This window comes from Halobacillus sp. GSS1 (genome assembly GCF_017307035.1).
Taxonomy (GTDB): domain Bacteria; phylum Bacillota; class Bacilli; order Bacillales; family Halobacillaceae; genus Halobacillus; species Halobacillus litoralis.
In genome coordinates this window covers 181,132-197,185 of sequence record NZ_JAFLHE010000004.1, presented here as the reverse complement: position 1 = coordinate 197,185, position 16,054 = coordinate 181,132, and the positions used below count along the sequence as shown (strand labels likewise).

15 protein-coding genes and 2 riboswitches are annotated in these 16,054 nt (G+C 45.7%); of the genes, 1 reads left to right on the top strand and 14 read right to left on the bottom strand.

Features of this window, described 5'->3' with window-relative positions; all coding sequences use genetic code 11:
• Positions 1-73 precede the first annotated feature (73 nt).
• The gene (locus tag J0K78_RS11200) at positions 74-274 is read right to left on the bottom strand and encodes an NETI motif-containing protein (RefSeq protein ID WP_206947013.1); all 201 of its coding nucleotides are present in this window, start codon (positions 272-274) and stop codon (positions 74-76) included.
• Positions 243-812 (bottom strand): DUF2179 domain-containing protein, encoded by a 570-nt coding sequence (locus J0K78_RS11195; RefSeq protein ID WP_146815706.1) that lies wholly within the window; start codon positions 810-812, stop codon positions 243-245. Before J0K78_RS11195 ends, J0K78_RS11200 begins: the two co-directional genes overlap by 32 nt.
• A 143-nt stretch (positions 813-955) precedes the next feature.
• Here J0K78_RS11195 and J0K78_RS11190 point away from each other — a divergent pair, with 143 nt between their 5' ends.
• A complete protein-coding gene (locus J0K78_RS11190) occupies positions 956-1,381 on the top strand; it encodes an Hsp20/alpha crystallin family protein (protein WP_206947011.1) in 426 nt (141 codons plus the stop codon).
• A 162-nt stretch (positions 1,382-1,543) separates the two neighbouring features.
• Here the strand turns inward: J0K78_RS11190 and J0K78_RS11185 are convergent, their stop codons facing one another.
• The 12 genes from J0K78_RS11185 to J0K78_RS11130 form a co-directional block, all read right to left on the bottom strand.
• Positions 1,544-2,878: an NCS2 family permease gene (locus J0K78_RS11185; protein WP_206947009.1), complete on the bottom strand. Its 1,335-nt coding sequence runs from the start codon at positions 2,876-2,878 to the stop codon at positions 1,544-1,546.
• A 200-nt stretch (positions 2,879-3,078) separates the two neighbouring features.
• A riboswitch (purine riboswitch) is annotated at positions 3,079-3,181 on the bottom strand.
• 79 nt (positions 3,182-3,260) lie between these two features.
• Entirely contained in the window at positions 3,261-4,799 is a 1,539-nt protein-coding gene (gene guaA, locus J0K78_RS11180) for a glutamine-hydrolyzing GMP synthase (RefSeq protein WP_206947007.1), read from the bottom strand.
• Positions 4,800-4,908: 109 nt separating this feature from the next.
• Positions 4,909-5,010: riboswitch (purine riboswitch) on the bottom strand.
• A gap of 34 nt (positions 5,011-5,044) precedes the next feature.
• A complete protein-coding gene (locus J0K78_RS11175) occupies positions 5,045-7,240 on the bottom strand; it encodes a transglutaminase TgpA family protein (RefSeq protein ID WP_206947005.1) in 2,196 nt (731 codons plus the stop codon).
• Entirely contained in the window at positions 7,240-8,505 is a 1,266-nt protein-coding gene (locus J0K78_RS11170; RefSeq protein WP_206947003.1) for a DUF58 domain-containing protein, read from the bottom strand. The genes J0K78_RS11175 and J0K78_RS11170 overlap by 1 nt, the downstream gene beginning before the upstream one ends.
• On the bottom strand, positions 8,502-9,467 hold the full coding sequence (locus J0K78_RS11165; RefSeq protein ID WP_206947001.1) for an AAA family ATPase: 966 nt from the start codon (positions 9,465-9,467) through the stop codon (positions 8,502-8,504). Before J0K78_RS11165 ends, J0K78_RS11170 begins: the two co-directional genes overlap by 4 nt.
• A 452-nt stretch (positions 9,468-9,919) precedes the next feature.
• Positions 9,920-10,993: a HAMP domain-containing sensor histidine kinase gene (locus J0K78_RS11160; protein WP_206946999.1), complete on the bottom strand. Its 1,074-nt coding sequence runs from the start codon at positions 10,991-10,993 to the stop codon at positions 9,920-9,922.
• Positions 10,980-11,663 (bottom strand): response regulator transcription factor, encoded by a 684-nt coding sequence (locus J0K78_RS11155; protein ID WP_206946997.1) that lies wholly within the window; start codon positions 11,661-11,663, stop codon positions 10,980-10,982. The genes J0K78_RS11160 and J0K78_RS11155 overlap by 14 nt, the downstream gene beginning before the upstream one ends.
• Positions 11,664-11,673: 10 nt before the next feature.
• A complete protein-coding gene (locus tag J0K78_RS11150; protein WP_206946994.1) occupies positions 11,674-12,237 on the bottom strand; it encodes a redoxin domain-containing protein in 564 nt (187 codons plus the stop codon).
• Positions 12,238-12,253: 16 nt separating this feature from the next.
• On the bottom strand, positions 12,254-13,006 hold the full coding sequence (locus J0K78_RS11145; protein ID WP_206946992.1) for a cytochrome c biogenesis CcdA family protein: 753 nt from the start codon (positions 13,004-13,006) through the stop codon (positions 12,254-12,256).
• A gap of 156 nt (positions 13,007-13,162) precedes the next feature.
• A complete protein-coding gene (locus J0K78_RS11140; protein WP_206946990.1) occupies positions 13,163-13,762 on the bottom strand; it encodes a hypothetical protein in 600 nt (199 codons plus the stop codon).
• A gap of 116 nt (positions 13,763-13,878) precedes the next feature.
• The gene (locus tag J0K78_RS11135; protein WP_206946989.1) at positions 13,879-15,201 is read right to left on the bottom strand and encodes a class I SAM-dependent methyltransferase; all 1,323 of its coding nucleotides are present in this window, start codon (positions 15,199-15,201) and stop codon (positions 13,879-13,881) included.
• Between the two features lie 111 nt (positions 15,202-15,312).
• On the bottom strand, positions 15,313-16,044 hold the full coding sequence (locus J0K78_RS11130) for a cytidylyltransferase domain-containing protein (protein WP_206946987.1): 732 nt from the start codon (positions 16,042-16,044) through the stop codon (positions 15,313-15,315).
• Between the last annotated feature and the right edge of the window lie 10 nt (positions 16,045-16,054).

The window sequence follows — 16,054 nt, the reverse complement described above, 5'->3', positions numbered from 1 at the left end:
TATCAAGTTCTGTTCACAGATGTCAACGCAAATGTCGAACATTGATGAAAACTTAACAATAAATTGTTCGGTTTTATTCCTTTACTGCATGAAATACGATCGTTTTCCCTACAGGTTCCATCACTTTTTCCCCGCCACGGGTTTCTTCACGAAAAACGGGCTCTTCCGCACGACGGACCGGTGTGTAACCTTCTTTCTTCATGCGATCGAGACATTGACCAATCGTTTCATTTTCACCAACTTCAAAGCGCTTCTTGCTGTTCTTTTTGGGCATCACGAATCTTTCCTCTCTTGACGGATTTCACCCAGAATCCACCATGAATCTGCTTCGGTTCATACGCCACAATAAAGGCTTTCGGGTCGATGTCCCGAATCGTTTCATACAAAGACAGTTCATACTTCCGGGGCGTCAGGATCTGCATCGCCAAACGGTCGCCTTCCATCCCATACGCATACCAGCTTGTCACACCATATCCTTTTTCACGAAGTCTGCGGGTGAATTCGATGTCTGGGTCTGAAGATATCACATTAACTGTAATATACCCGAGAGCGAGCTTCTCTTCAATCTTCATCCCGACGATGACACCAAGACCATACCCGACGGCATAGGCAATGACGTTTTCAATTTGATCCAGGCGATCGAGGACAAGCCCCAGCCCGAAAATGTACGTCACGATTTCGAACATGCTGATGAACGCAGCAAAGTAACGCTGTCCTTTCAGTGTAAAAATCATCCGGAGGGTAAAGAACGAAACATAAACAATGTTGACAGCTAAAATGATCCCGATCAGCAATAATGGGTTTTCAAGCATATTAGAGAGCCTCCTAGGCCGAGGTGTGCCCAAATCGTGACATTCACCCAGACAATGTTCTTTGCATACACTATAAACCATGAGAAGAGACGTGCACAACAGATTTGTAACGCAATCTATGACATTTTTTGGAGGATGATGACATGAATCAATTCAAAGACTGGAAGACCAACCTCGATCGCTTCTTCGGGCAGGATTTCTGGGGAGACTTCGACGGCATGATGAAGCCCTCCGTACCAGCCATCAACATGTATCAATACGACAATGAACTGCTTTGCTTCGTCAACATCCCGGGCATGAATCACCCGAAAAATGTTGATGTCCTTGTCGACCATTCAACATTGACCTTAAGTGGGAAAATTGAAATCAACAACCGCGGCGGTCATCAGATCAAATCAGAAATCGCTGACGGGTCTTTTGAAAGAAGCATCGATCTTCCTTTCCCCGTTCGTCATGACAAAGTGGAAGCGACGTATAAGCATGGCCTGCTCGTCATACAGCTCCACCGCTACATTTCAGATTCAACGAAACAGCGCCCGATCACCATCCGCCATTTGGAGGATGAATGATGAATAAAACCGGCAGCCGTACGAACGGCGCGCCGGTTTCTTTTTTGACTGGATGAATCTAGCTGCTGCCAGGCTATATTAGCAGCTTCACAGCTTTTATTAGACACTTTATCAGCGACTTCAGCCCATTTATCGGTCAGTTCCCCTATTCTATTAGTATCTTTACGCCAGGAAGACAAAGTACAGCACAAAGATCACAAACAGGAAGTACATAATCGGGTGAATCTCTTTGCCGCGCCCCTTCAACAGCATCGTAATCGGATAGAAGATGAACCCGATGGCAATACCCGTTGCAATGCTGTAGGTCATCGGCATTGCAGCAATCGTGAAGAAGGCAGGGACTGCGATTTCAAACTGATCCCAATCGATATTTTTCAGCGTTGAGGCCATAAGTACACCAACGATGATCAAGGCAGGCGCTGTCACTTCTGCCGTCACTACAGAAAGTAGCGGAGAGAAGAAGAGCGCCAAAATGAAGAATCCAGCTGTAACAACAGATGTGAATCCTGTACGTCCACCAGCGCCGACACCAGCTGTGGACTCAATGTAAGAGGTTGTCGTAGAAGTACCGACAGCGGCACCAACGACGGTTGCTGCTGAATCCGCAAATAACGCACGGTTGGCACGTGGCAATTTATTATCTTTCATAAAACCTGCCTGCGTGGCTACCGCTACAAGCGTTCCAGCTGTGTCGAAAAAGTCGACGAATAGGAACGTTAGAATGACGACCAGCATTTCAATCGTAAAAATTTCACCAAAATGCGTAAAGGCAGCACCGAAGGTTGGCGCAACGCTCGGAGCTGTGCTCACAATATCTCCAAGCCCTGCCGGCGGAGTAATCAAACCAGTTACGATACCTGCAATAGACGTCAGGACCATGCCGTAAAAAATACCGCCTTTTAATCCCATAGCCATCAGCATGACACTTACGATGATCCCGAAGATGGAAAGAAGAGTCGGGCCTGCCGTCAAATCGCCAAGCTGGACTAATGTCGCATCACTGTTCTGCACAATCCCTGAGTTCTGAAATCCAATGAATGCGATGAACAAACCGATTCCCGCACCGACCGCGAGCTTCAAGTTCGCAGGAATCGCATCGATGATCATCGTACGCAGGCCTGTCACGGTTAATACAATAAAAATAAGTCCAGATGCCAAAACGCCTGCGAGCGCCGTTTCCCAAGGAATCCCGAAACCTAAAACAACGGTGTAAGCGAAAAATGCATTCAAGCCCATACCCGGCGCAAGAGCGATCGGATACTTGGCGAACAATCCCATAATCAGTGTACCGACAGCCGCTGCGATCGCCGTCGCTGTGAATACGGCTCCTTTGTCAATCCTCGTTACACCTTCCGGAAGCTGCTCAATTCCATCAAGTGCAAGTGTGGACGGGTTCACGAACAAAATGTATGCCATCGCAAGGAAGGTCGTTAAACCTGCCATAAACTCCCTGCGGTACGTTGTTCCAAACTTTTCAAACTTAAAAAACTTACTCATAAACGTTTCCTCCCCTTTTCCCTCATTCTCTACGGATCAGGCACTCTCTTTATTTTTGTGCCTGACCCTTCACCTTCTTTTTTCGGTGCCTGGCACTAAACGGAGCACAAGAAAATAAAAAAGACACTCTCGGAAGCTCCAAGAGTGTCTACATCTATACGAAGGAAACGGACGAAAGGTACAACCTATAAAGGTCTCCCTCATCGTCTATTCACCAACGTAGTCAGACCGATTTACGGTGGTCTGGTAGAAACTCATGGGCCTTATCCCCAAAATTATACGACGGTGTTGCTTTATTCATTTGTCTCTATCTTACAAGCTTCGACATCGTTCGTCAACCCTGAATCCGAACATTAATATAAAAATTAAACCTAACGTTCGATTATTCCCACTCGATTGTTGCAGGTGGCTTACTTGTCACATCATAAACGACGCGGTTGATGTGGTCGACTTCGTTAACGATTCGAGTGGAGATCTTCTCAAGGACATCCCATGGAATACGTGCCCAATCCGATGTCATTCCATCAATGGACGTAACCGCGCGAATTCCGATGGTGTAATCGTACGTACGCTCATCACCCATGACCCCAACGGAACGGATGTCAGGAAGCACGGTGAAGTATTGCCAGATGTCACGGTCAAGTCCTGCTTTTTTAATTTCATCGCGAAGGACATGGTCTGATTCGCGGACGATTTCAAGCTTCTCTTCTGTCACTTCCCCAAGAACGCGGATCGCAAGGCCGGGCCCTGGGAATGGCTGGCGCCAAACGATGTGCTCAGGCACACCCAGCTCTGTTCCAAGCGCACGTACTTCATCTTTGAACAATGTGTTAAGAGGCTCAATCAATTCGAACTGCATGTCCTCAGGAAGACCACCGACATTGTGGTGAGACTTGATCGTCTGTGCTGTCTCTGTACCACTTTCGATAATATCAGTATAAAGCGTTCCTTGTGCGAGGAAGTCGATTTCCTTCAATTTTTCAGCTTCATCATCAAAAACATAAATAAACTCATTGCCGATGATCTTCCGTTTCTTCTCAGGATCGGATACACCTGCAAGCTTGCTCATGAAACGGTCTTTGGCATCAATTTTGATGATATTCATGTTAAAGCCATCTCCGAGGGTACGCATGACGTCATCGGCTTCATTTTTACGAAGAAGTCCGTGATCAACGAAAATACATGTCAGCTGATCGCCGATGGCACGGTGGATCAAAGCAGCGACAACAGAAGAATCCACGCCACCACTCAAGGCGCACAACACTTTACGGTCGCCGACTTTTTCACGGATTTTTTCCACTTCCATTTCCACCACATGTTCCATTGTCCAATCATCCGTCGCTTCACAAACGTCAAAGACAAAGCTGCGTAGGATGTCATTTCCATATTCGGAATGACGGACTTCCGGGTGGAACTGAACCCCGTACATGCGGGCTTCATCGTTACTGATAGCGGCTACTGGGCAGGACGGGCTCGTGGCATCGACCTGGAAACCTTCCGGAGCTTCGATGACTTTATCGCTGTGGCTCATCCAAACGGTTTGTTCTCTCGGTGTTTTAGCAAAAATCACCGGCTCTTTGGCCACATTGATATCTGCTTTTCCATATTCACGCTCTTTGGCACGTTCGACTTTTCCACCGAAATGATGGGTCATCAATTGCATGCCATAGCAGATCCCAAGGACTGGAATACCAAGTTCGAAAATCTGGTCGTCACAACGGAAGCTTTCTTCCCCATATACGCTGTTCGGTCCACCGGAGAGAATGATCCCACTTGGGTTCATCGCTTTAATCTCTTCGATGCTCATTTTGTGAGAGTGAAGCTCACTATACACTCCGAATTCACGGATTCTTCGTGTAATCAATTGGTTATACTGGCTCCCGAAGTCCAGCACGAGAATCATGCCTTGTACTTGTTCCATCTGTTCCACTCCTTGATCTATAGACTATTATTTTTTCATAAAAAAATGGATGGATCCCCCGCCTCAATCCACGACGACGAAGGCAGAAATCCATCCATGTACATACATGTCACGTGATTCCCACCTTCATAGTCAGGGCGTTTACGGTGCCCCGGTAGAGACTCTCGGGCCATATTCCCGAGGATATACGAAGGAAGAATGCATCTGATAATTTTCATTCATTCTATCAACCGCATGAAGAGGAATCAAGACAATGTCTTTTTGATTAAATTTTCCCATAATTCAGTGACTTTAGGCCAATGGGCACTTTGAGCTTCATTTCGGTAGATGACACGCTCATAATGATTCGTTAACCGTCTCATGTCATTCGACTGATAATGCCGATCGACCGAAAGCGCAAACTCACGCAGGGTTTGTTCAGGCTTGCGCTTGAACCCTTTATGATCAAGCACTTTTAATAAATAATGATAGGCTTTTTCGTACGTTTCTTCATCTTTGTTTTTCCGGTACTTACGAATGAGCAGTGCAGTCATCCAACGGTACCTTGTAAAGTAAAGAATAATCGCTGCCACAAGGATTGCGCTTAACAGCACCCACAACCATGTGTAACTTTGGCCGGATGATCCTGCGGCTCCGGCAGCATCCGAACTTTCTTCCTCTTCCATTTGCTGCGGGTTCCCCATTTGATCTTCCGGTGTTTCACTATCCGGAGCAGCAGCTGGGTCTTCTCCTTCTTCTGTTTCCACATCTGTATAGAAGTCCGTGTTGTTCGTGAATCCTTTAGTCGGCTCAAAAGGTACCCAGCCGATCTCAGGGAAATAAACTTCTACCCAGGAGTGCGCGTTGCCACTTGTCACCTGATAGACATTTTGCACTCCATCACTAAGGTCGGTTTCACGCGTATCGATGCGTTCTCCACCGGTGAATCCTTTTACCCAGCGGGCTGGAATCCCTTCAGAACGAAGCATGACGACCATGGATGTGGAGAAGTTATCACAATATCCGAGCTGGGACTCAAACAAGAACTGAGCAACATAGTCTTCATTTTCATCGGGCACCGGAACATCCGTCGTCGAGTACTCAAAGCCATTGGAAGAAAAGTAAGACTCGATCGCTTTCGCACGATCATATCGATTATCTTCAGCCTCGACGATTTGACCGGCTAGGTTCCTCACTCGATTCGGCAGACCATCCGGAAGCTGAAGGTAACGTTCACGGATTTCCTGAGGATCGTCATCCCCCGCTTCCCGCAGTTGATCGTATGCAAAGGAAGGATACTCATAATTGGCGATGAACTCATTCACCTTCGCTGGTGAATCCCCTTTCACGGTATCCATCTCACCCGTGTTCTCGTGGACAAGGAGTTCATAGTCATTCGGGAACCTGACGAGCGAAGACAGGCCATAGGGATAGACCAACTTTTGAAAAGAAGCCTGCCGGGACATTTCAATCATGACCGTCTGCTCTTCCACTTCCACATTGTCCGTAAACAATTCGTAGCTGATGTTTTGCGGATCCATATTGGTCACTGGCTCTTCCAGCGTATCTTCCCACCCTTTTCCTGTGTACGTATCCTTGGACTCGATGCGCCAATAACGCTCTCCATCAGCGGTCGCACGGAACACAGGGGTGTCATCTTGAATGAAAGAACCACCAAGACGGCTGTCGTCTTCTCCATACCCGACTTTTTGGACGGTTCCGCCGCCACTTCCTCCCGGGCCAGCTCCGCCTGCTGCACTTTCTATATAAGGGACAGGGTCCGGCCACTGCGGATCAAGTTTTGGTGAGGCGTATGCAGCCGCAGAGGAAAACAAAATGATCGCAAGAAGCGGAATGGCCCACATTTTAGCTTTTTGCAGTCCTTTAAAGGAGATCGACTCTTGGTCCATCACTTTGGCAAAGCTGGATAATCCGAGCGCAACCATTCCCAGGATGAATGTTCTTACAATCGACCATTTGCCATCGAAGGCCGTAAAGGTATCGACGACTGTGACATAGATGAGTGTCAATAAGACAAAAAAGAACATCCGGCGGGCTACGACGAACCAATAATAAAGCAAATAGCTCATCAACCAGAGAAGGATCAAAAACAGCAGACTTCGGAAGAGCGGCGTCATCTGCCACCATTCCTGTGATTGAATCATCTGGATGTTGAAAAGCACCTGTTCATATAAGACAGTAAACCAGTCCCGTGAAAAAATGCGTTCCGCAATATAAAGTCCATCAATGATGAACGCAAGTCCAAGCCCTTTCAAAGGGATGGATAGATACCACGGCACTTGTAAAAAGGAAACAAAAAAGCAGAACGTCGCGTAGATGAAGAATACTCGCACATCATTGGTTTCCGAGATCTGCTCCATCGGCCTCATCCATTCACAGAACAATAAAAAGCCAGTAATATAGAGAATTAGTTTATAGATGAACGATTGTCGCTCTTCCATCATGTGTTCACCTCGAATTGTTGTTTCGTCAGCTGTTCCTCATTCAATAGGTTGACAACGACGCCCTGACTTTTCATCTGCTTCACAGCTTGATGGTCCTGGAACGACATTTGTCCATGAGGACGCACATAGAAAAAGACGACACGCTTGCTTCTTTTTGCCAGTTTGCTAATGGCAACCTGGATTTCCTTATCCAAGTGATGACTCACGATCATGAGCATCACACCACTTGGGATCAATGACTTTTCACGCTCCAGCTGTTGCGCAAAAGGAATGCGCCCGACAGGTCGGATTCTAGCCAAATGCCCCTGCATCTGCTGCTGGTGAGCGTGGTCTTGATGGAAAGGAAAGTATTGACGTCCGTCACCCAGGGACATGAATGAGAGTGGAGAGGAGTTTTTATGGAACTCCTTCATCAAGGAAGCCGTGAATTCCACCGCTCCTTCAAAACTCAATTCACTCATCTCCGGATGATAGACGCCATTCAGGATAAGCATCATGTCGACACTTTTTTCCTGTTCAAATTCTTTCGTCATCATCTCATTCTTCTTCGCCGTCGTTTTCCAGTCCACCCAGGCAAAGCGGTCCCCAGGCATGTATTCGCGGACACCGGTGACCATGTTCGTGTTCTTTTCATTTATCTTGAAAGAGGGACTCGCTCCCTGTTCAAAACTGTAGACCCGGTCTTTCATTTTCACAGGACGAACATAAGGAAAGACAAGCAGTTTGCTTTCCTTATGATAAACGTGTTCTTTTTTTACAAAGCCGAAAAAGTCACCGGTTTTTATTCTAAGTGCCTTCAGCTTATGGTCTCCACGAGGGACTTTATTCAGTTGGTACCGATACGTAATGGTCTTGCTGAACCAAGGAAAAATAACCTTTTTCACTTTACGGGGGTCATAAAAGCGGTCCACTTTACCCATATCCTTGTATTTATCTAAGTGTTCGTCCACTTTATTCAAAGATTCCGGCAAGTGTTCTTCGATGATGCAGTAATAGATGGGGAAAGGAACTTTCCTTTTTAACTTCACTTCAACATCGATGGTTTCACTCCCCATCGCCATTCGTTTAGACAGGTTCCGTTCGATCTTCCAATTATCAACCGGATAAATGAGGACGGCGGCCATGTAAAGGAGGAATGGCAGAAAAGCATAAAAAAGGAACCAGCTGACAAACCCGCCCTGAAACATGGCGTAGGAAAAGAGGATGACAAAAAGGATCGCTACGACAAGGCTTCTAGCGATGATTCCAAGTTTCCGCCTCATTCACTGATGTTCCTCTTCACTGGAATGGACGTGGAGGATAGCAGGCTGTCAATAATCGACTCCGCTGTCTGTCCTTCAAACCTCGCTTCTGATGTAAGAATCATACGGTGAGAAAGGACAAAAGGAGCCATGAATTGAACATCATCAGGTACCACATAATCGCGGTCATGAATGAACGCATAAGCCTTCGCCGCTTTCATCAAGGCGATCGACCCACGCGGGCTGACCCCTAGGTAAACGCCGTCATGAGTCCGGGTTCCTGTCACAAGGTCGATAATGTAACGGTTGACCGTACGATCGACATAGACATCCAATACTTCTTTTTGCAATTCAACAAGCTCTTCCCTCGTCAACACAGCGGAAATTTCTTCAATTGGGTGGCCGTTCGAAGTTCTTGAGAGCATCTCCATTTCCTGCTTTGCAGAAGGATAACCCATCTTCATCTTAATCAGGAAGCGGTCAAGCTGCGCTTCCGGCAATGGATAAGTTCCTTCATACTCTATCGGGTTTTGAGTCGCCATGACAAAAAACGGGTCACTGAGGGGAACGGTATTCCCATCGACCGTAATACTCGTTTCTTCCATTCCTTCCAAAAGAGCGGACTGCGTCTTCGGGGATGTCCGGTTGATCTCATCCGCTAAAACGATATTGCCAAGGATCGGCCCAGGCCTGAATTCGAACTCCATACTCTTCGGATTATATATTGATACACCCGTCACATCAGAAGGAAGCAAATCTGGCGTGAACTGGATACGTTTAAAGTCACAATCCAGAGATTTAGCCAGCGTTTTCACAAGCATCGTTTTCCCGACACCTGGAACATCCTCTAAAAGAACGTGCCCTTTCGCAAGTAAGGCGACAAGGCTCAACATCGCGGCTTCTTCCTTCCCGATCATGACCTTCCTCATATTTTTAAGTACTTCCGATATTTTCGGTTGATACAAAAATGTCTGCTGAGTCATTTGGTGTACCCCTTTCTCCCTAAGATACTATTTTTTCTGAAAAATCAAGCTCCTTTTAACTATACTATATTGCAGGGGGTTGAACAAAGGTTGATACCCATTGGATATTAAAGGAAATGGCTTCAATACAGGGTTTATCTTTCATAAAAAAATTTGTCGATAGGAGAAGAATAAGATTACTGATGACCCCTTTTCTTTTTTCAAAAAAATGGTTAACTTCCATGACTATTTATGGTATCTTGAATTTGAGCCATCTTAATTAAAGATAAAAGAATTCAAAGAGACGAAAGTTTGTATAGGTATAGGTGGCGGGGCCCCAGCGTTGAGCTGGGGCTTTTAGTATATTTGGGTTTGTGAATATATGAACAGCAAGCCTGGCACCGCATCCCTCTTCACCGGTACCAGGTACACCTCTTCCACTCCAACCACAAAAAAAAGCGTAAACCATTCGTTTACGCTCCCATTGGGAAGGATATACAAAAACAGTGCTTCCGACCATCGGTTTCCAAATGAATGTGACCGCCATGGCGTTCCACAATCTGTTTACTGATGGCAAGACCAAGCCCAGACCTCCCGTCTGACCGGGAAGGGTCCACGCGGTAAAAGCGATCAAAAACTTGACCTTTTTCAGATAAAGGAATCTCCTTTCCTTCTCCTCTTACCTTGATCACGTATTCTCCGCCTTTTACTTTTCCTAGAACCTTAACCCCATCCGTCCCCTCATGATACTCCAAAGCATTTCTTAATAGATTCGTCAGAACCTGCTGGATACCTTGTCTATTTAAAGGCACTTCCGCGGCTTCCACCTCACTATTCAATCCGATGCCTTTTTTCTCAAATTCCAAAGTGAACATTTGGATTACTTGAGAGATGACCTGGGTCATATCCTCCTGATTGACCTCCAGTGGCTTCGAAGGGCTCATAGTCGTCCAGGATTCCATGTCATCCAGCCGGGCGAGCAGTTGAGAGACTCGGTCGGTTTCTTCTGCGAGAGAGCGGTAAATGGTCTCATCCCCTGGAATCACCCCTTTTTCAAGGGCCTCTAAATAACCTTGCAAGTTGGATAACGGTGTCCTTATTTCATGCGATAAATCACGAAGCATTTGGTACCGCGAACGCTCCTGTTCCTGCATACGACGGTTCATACGATTGAAGTGAACGACAAGCTCTCCTATTTCATCGTTGGTTTGGACGTCCAAATCTCCAGGATAAGTCCCTGATTTCATCGTTTCCATGGCATTTGTCAGCTCTTTGACAGGTACAAGCACTTTCCTTGTTACCGTTGAATATAAAAAAGCCCCCATCACAATAACAACGCCTCCGATTACCCATGCGTAAAACAAGAGGGAATTATTGAAGGTCAACTGGGCTTCACGCTCGACACCTGTAATGTCAGCAGCAAGAAAACAGGCCGTCTGATAGAGCGTCATTCCTGTAACAATCACGACGCCAATGAGAAGTGCAATGTTTACGATGGTCATCTTCACCCAAAGTTTCGGCGGCAGGAGACGTTCAATGAAACGCATATTTATACCCCATCCCTCTCACTGTCACAATCCTTTTCGGAACAGATGCATCCGCTTCTATTTTCCGTCGGAGCTTTTTGATGTGCGCATCAATGGTACGGGCCATAATATCCGCTTCGCCGTTCGGGTGGATTTGCTCGAGCAGCTGTTCTCTCGTAAACACTTGATCTTTGTGATCCATCATAAAATAAAGCAAATTGAACTCATAGTGCGTCAACTCCAGCCGTTCACCGTTCAACCATACTTCCCCTTTACGCGGTTTCACTTCAAGGCCTTCATGGGAAAGCTTTTGACACACATGCCCTGTCCTCCGTAAGACGGCTTCCACGTGCGCCATCAATTCTTCAGGACTGAACGGTTTCGTCATATAGTCATCAGCACCGAGACGCAGCCCTGTAATCCGGTCTTCCGTCGTTCCTTTCGCAGATAACATAATGACACCGGGAGGATCTTCGCTGTCTGCCTTCACAAAGCGGCATAATTCCTCTCCACTCCATTTAGGCAGCATCAAATCAAGGATCAGCAGGCAGGGGCGGTGTTGAAGATAAAGCGCTCTGCCCTCTTCCCCGTCATAAGCCTGTTTGACGCTGTACCCTTCATTCGCTAAGTAAATGCTTATGAGATTTGAAATTTTCCGATCATCTTCAACGATCAGTACTTCCGGTTTCATGTAATCACCCTTACATTCCTTCCATCCTTTGTACCATCATATCGTAATTCATCGCCCCGAGCATAACAGAACTGATCTTCCCTTCTTCATCGACAAAAACGGATGTTGGGACGGGATTGACCTCATATTGGTTGGCGACGGAAACGTCCTGATCAAGCAAAATCGGGAACGTTAACCCGAATTCGTCTACAAAGTCCTGGACACCTTGTACACTCGCTTCGGTTTCCGTTAAATTGACGGCCAGCACCTGGATGGCTTCGTTTGACGAAAACTCCTGCATATCCGGCATTTCAGCGCGGCATGGCGGGCACCATGTGGCCCAGAAGTTAATCATGACTTTTTCTCCACGATAATCGGATAAAGAAACCTCTTCGCCACTGAGCGTCTGCAGTGTGAAATCCGGGGCCTGCTGTCCTTTTTCCAAACCAATGTCAGCTTCCTCAGTGGCTGGCCCTTCGGCAACCATCTTCTCTCCTTCGGCCACCTGTTCTTTGGTTTCCCCTTCATATACGAAATCATAAACAGCCCAACCAAATAAGGCGGTTACAACGACAATGAGCCCCCATTTCTTCATTCAGCCCTCTTCCTTTCTATAAAAATATCATGCCTAGTTTGGCAAACCATGTATCCTGAACCAAATTCAAAAGCAATGTCGAGATTCTCGTCATATACCCAGTATAGAGAAACGCTCCGGCTAAGATCATCGCCACTCCACCGACTTTCATGATCTGCTCACTATATTTCAAGATGGCCCGGGTGGATCCTATGAAAAAGGAAAACACAAGAAACGGCAGGGCGAATCCGATCACATAAACGACGGTGTACAAGATCCCCTGGGTCGGGTTGCTTGCGGACAACAGGAGAATCGATGCAAAAATTGGGCCGATGCAAGGCGTCCACCCTGCTGCAAAACCCATCCCTGCAAAAAAAGTTCCCGCCAGGCTCAATGACGTTTTCGGCTTCGTCTGCACCCTTTTCGTTTTCATAAACCAGCCGATCTTCAACCAACCGGCGACGAACAGTCCCATCAAAATAATGAAAACGCCAGCCAGCCGCTGCAGGAGCAGCCCTGAGCTGCCCGTTAAGATGTTTTGTACAGCGCTCCCTACATAAGAAGCACCTATGCCTAAGCTGATAAAAATCGAAGAAACACCTAGAAGAAAGAGAATAGAATGCTTGAGTAACCTCTTCTTCACCTCAAGACTTCGATTCTCTTTCATCTCTTTCACACTCATCCCGGTGATATAAGATAAATAGGCCGGGAACAAAGGCAGGGTACACGGCGATAGAAAAGAAATGATTCCTGCTCCGAGTGCCAGCCAAAGCGTTACATCAGACCCCATTTTTCAAACCTCCCACCTTAATAGAGTTCTTTGTATTATACAGTTTTAACATTTTACAAGTGGTCTCTTTACACCTCTCTCAAATTCTACTGCGTACTTATTTTTCAAGGAAAAATCACTAATATGCTACGATGACGTATAAGCTCCTCTGCATTCCTAAGTGAACCTTTCTCCTATTCGCCTCCTTAGTACTATGTACGACCATACTATAAAACTGATCATGACATAGAACCATCCGTCGATTCTGTAACCCATTAACCCCGGCGACTGACTAATCACGGCGAGCATTGCGCCGACTGTAGATATTATCGCAATACTCAAAGACACTCTTCCTATAAATAAAACTAGTATAAAAAAGATAAAAGCAAAAATCATATCCACTAAATCACCCTGATTCAATAGAAGCTGCTGTAACAAAGCAAACCCTAAAAAACTTGTTGCAAATACAAGTAATGAAGACTCTGAGTAACGACTATGCTCATACCTTTTGCGCCATTCAACTACGATCGTTACCACCATTGCTATGTAAAGTTCGCTTGTTCCACTTGGATAAGAGAGTACAGAAATAGGATACTCCAACAAAAGATCCCAACGGGTCACAACCTTCGCTCCTATAAAAGCTAACACCCACGTAGTCAATAAGGACAGGAAAGCTTCGCTCTTTTCTTTCTTATGATCCCTTTGCATCATCCAAAGAACCATGACCCCGGTTGCAATGGCTGCGAGGCGGATCATTAGTAGAGGCTGTATAACCATCGATATCCTCCAATCCATCACATTTCACAAACCTTCACAAAAATAATAATACATGTTTATGAAAATATGATGAAAATACCCCCTTTATCCGGATTGCATCCAGAAAAGGGGGAACCTTATCCTTTTTGATTATTGAAGTACATAAGGGGACGCTTCCCGAGACCTCTGATGTTATCCGTATGCGTCAATATGACAGGTTTCCGGGCCTGCAAAAGGCTGTTCATCCCTTTAACGGTATTACTGCCATACCCTCCATTTGCCTCTTCCAGCGCTGAGGGTTCAATAAAAAGGTGGTTCGAATGAGCAAATAGTACATCAATGATGTCTTCATAGTTATCGAAGTGATGCAGTACACTCAATGCCAGGATCACATCAAACTTCTTTTCCTTACAAAGCTTTTCTAATTCCTCAACGTCTACGCGTCTGTTCACCAGCGTCACATAAGAATTTTCGTTCATATCGTAAATCTGACGTACTTCTTTTTTTGCTTCTATCATCGTCACTGGCACGTTAAAATCTTCGGCTATACGGAAAGAAAAATAGCCATTATTTGCTCCAAGGTCAAGAACCGTAAAGCTCGGATCGATTCCATCCAATATTTCTTTTATTTTTTCATATCTGTTTGAGCATTCCCGCTGCCCTTTTTTGATAAGCTTTCCCTTCACCCACATATCCTGATACATGAATCGGTTGCCTCCTATAAAATATTTCGTCCCTTCTGTTTTCGTCAACCCATACAAAGACGCTTTATCTCTTCCTGTTGATTCGAAGTACATATGAAACACATGAGATGCCGTTTCTTTTGAATAGTTCCCCATCCTGACTTGATCCCATTCCATGATGTCATTCAAATCGATCACTCTCTTCATCCGGGGTGGAATTCTTGCCAAGATAAGATTCTCCCCCATGACTGCTAGTGAAGCTATGCGGTGCTGACCACCAGTAATCAAGAAACGATAATCCATCCCTTTTTTTAAAAAATATCCTTTAATGAATCCATCATGATATTGGGTAGGCTGATAACCTTCTGCTTTCAACTTTTTATAAACATGAATCAATCGTGTGAATTCTTTTCTTATAAAGGTTTTTGTATTAGGGCCATAATGTTGATTCCCTTCCCCCGGGACACGCCGATGGCCCATCCCCCAAGGCAATGGGATCCAAGGATCATCCAGGATCAATGGATCATAATCATCCTCGCACATTAGACATTCAAACATTGAGGTAGGTTGATAGAGGGAATAGTATTGAAAGAGTGTGGAATGCCGGTAAGAGATTTTCGGTTTCTTCTTATATTCTTTAATGGTTTCACATAAATAATGCCAGCCCTCATCTGTATAAGAGAAGCCCTGCCAATCAACACATTTATCTATGGAAACCTCTACTGTTGGAGAAGAACTGCTTAAAGCATTCATCCCTGAAGGTATCTCCATTTCCATACGTTCACCTCCCGCAGGCCATCTATAACGATGCACTTATATTTCATTCGTGTTTAGAAAAGATCGTGCAACTGTATGTTTTCCTTCACACTGATCTCCAGAAAAGGTTGATCATTCTTCTTTCTGCTTGACTTGTCGGTTAATCTCCACCCATTCGGGATTCCTCTCCAAAACTCCCAACACGTCCTGAAAGGTAAATGTTGGGTTAGTTGGATAAAGGCAGTCAAGCACTTTGGAGACGAATTGAAAATCCTCAGGGGTATCCACCGTCCAGCGGTGGTGACTTAAGTCGATGTCATGGGAAACCTGAGCGACCGCTGAAGGCCCAACCCGCTTCACAATGAATGGTGTGACATGTTCAAGGTCATGAGGGGAGTTGGCATTCATATAAGCATCTTTAAGTACTTCATAAGTGAAGACTTCCGTATCCATCCCCCTTGGATATGAACGGCTTCTTGTATTTGAAACATACATGTAATAAGGGTGGTGGTCTAAAAAGTAAGAGATGACCTTATCCATGACATCCGGATCGATGAATGGACAATCCGCGGTCATCCTGACCACAACATCTGCCTTATAATGCTCACAAGTTTCATAGAATCTCCCTAACACATCTTTCTCCGAGCCGCGGAAGGTGTCCACCTTCAGGTCCCGGCACAATTCAATAATCGGATCATCCAGCTCCTTCTTCGATGTACTGACCACAAGCTGGTTGATTTTCTTTGAACGCAGCATTCTCTCTATCTGGTACTCCAACAGGGTTTTTCCATTGACTTGCTTCAGAACTTTCCCCGGAAGTCTCGTTGATCCCATACGCGCTTGAACAATAGCCATAACTTTCATAGTTCCACCC

Excerpts from the sequence above, each read along its gene's own strand:
- J0K78_RS11200 (WP_206947013.1), bottom strand. The coding sequence starts at position 274 with ATGCCCAAAAAGAACAGCAAGAAGCGCTTTGAAGTTGGTGAAAATGAA.
- J0K78_RS11195 (WP_146815706.1), bottom strand. The coding sequence starts at position 812 with ATGCTTGAAAACCCATTATTGCTGATCGGGATCATTTTAGCTGTCAAC.
- J0K78_RS11190 (WP_206947011.1), top strand. The coding sequence starts at position 956 with ATGAATCAATTCAAAGACTGGAAGACCAACCTCGATCGCTTCTTCGGG.
- J0K78_RS11185 (WP_206947009.1), bottom strand. The coding sequence starts at position 2,878 with ATGAGTAAGTTTTTTAAGTTTGAAAAGTTTGGAACAACGTACCGCAGG.
- guaA (WP_206947007.1), bottom strand. The coding sequence starts at position 4,799 with ATGGAACAAGTACAAGGCATGATTCTCGTGCTGGACTTCGGGAGCCAG.
- J0K78_RS11175 (WP_206947005.1), bottom strand. The coding sequence starts at position 7,240 with ATGGAAGAGCGACAATCGTTCATCTATAAACTAATTCTCTATATTACT.
- J0K78_RS11170 (WP_206947003.1), bottom strand. The coding sequence starts at position 8,505 with ATGAGGCGGAAACTTGGAATCATCGCTAGAAGCCTTGTCGTAGCGATC.
- J0K78_RS11165 (WP_206947001.1), bottom strand. The coding sequence starts at position 9,467 with ATGACTCAGCAGACATTTTTGTATCAACCGAAAATATCGGAAGTACTT.
- J0K78_RS11160 (WP_206946999.1), bottom strand. The coding sequence starts at position 10,993 with ATGCGTTTCATTGAACGTCTCCTGCCGCCGAAACTTTGGGTGAAGATG.
- J0K78_RS11155 (WP_206946997.1), bottom strand. The coding sequence starts at position 11,663 with ATGAAACCGGAAGTACTGATCGTTGAAGATGATCGGAAAATTTCAAAT.
- J0K78_RS11150 (WP_206946994.1), bottom strand. The coding sequence starts at position 12,237 with ATGAAGAAATGGGGGCTCATTGTCGTTGTAACCGCCTTATTTGGTTGG.
- J0K78_RS11145 (WP_206946992.1), bottom strand. The coding sequence starts at position 13,006 with ATGGGGTCTGATGTAACGCTTTGGCTGGCACTCGGAGCAGGAATCATT.
- J0K78_RS11140 (WP_206946990.1), bottom strand. The coding sequence starts at position 13,762 with ATGGTTATACAGCCTCTACTAATGATCCGCCTCGCAGCCATTGCAACC.
- J0K78_RS11135 (WP_206946989.1), bottom strand. The coding sequence starts at position 15,201 with ATGGAAATGGAGATACCTTCAGGGATGAATGCTTTAAGCAGTTCTTCT.
- J0K78_RS11130 (WP_206946987.1), bottom strand. The coding sequence starts at position 16,044 with ATGAAAGTTATGGCTATTGTTCAAGCGCGTATGGGATCAACGAGACTT.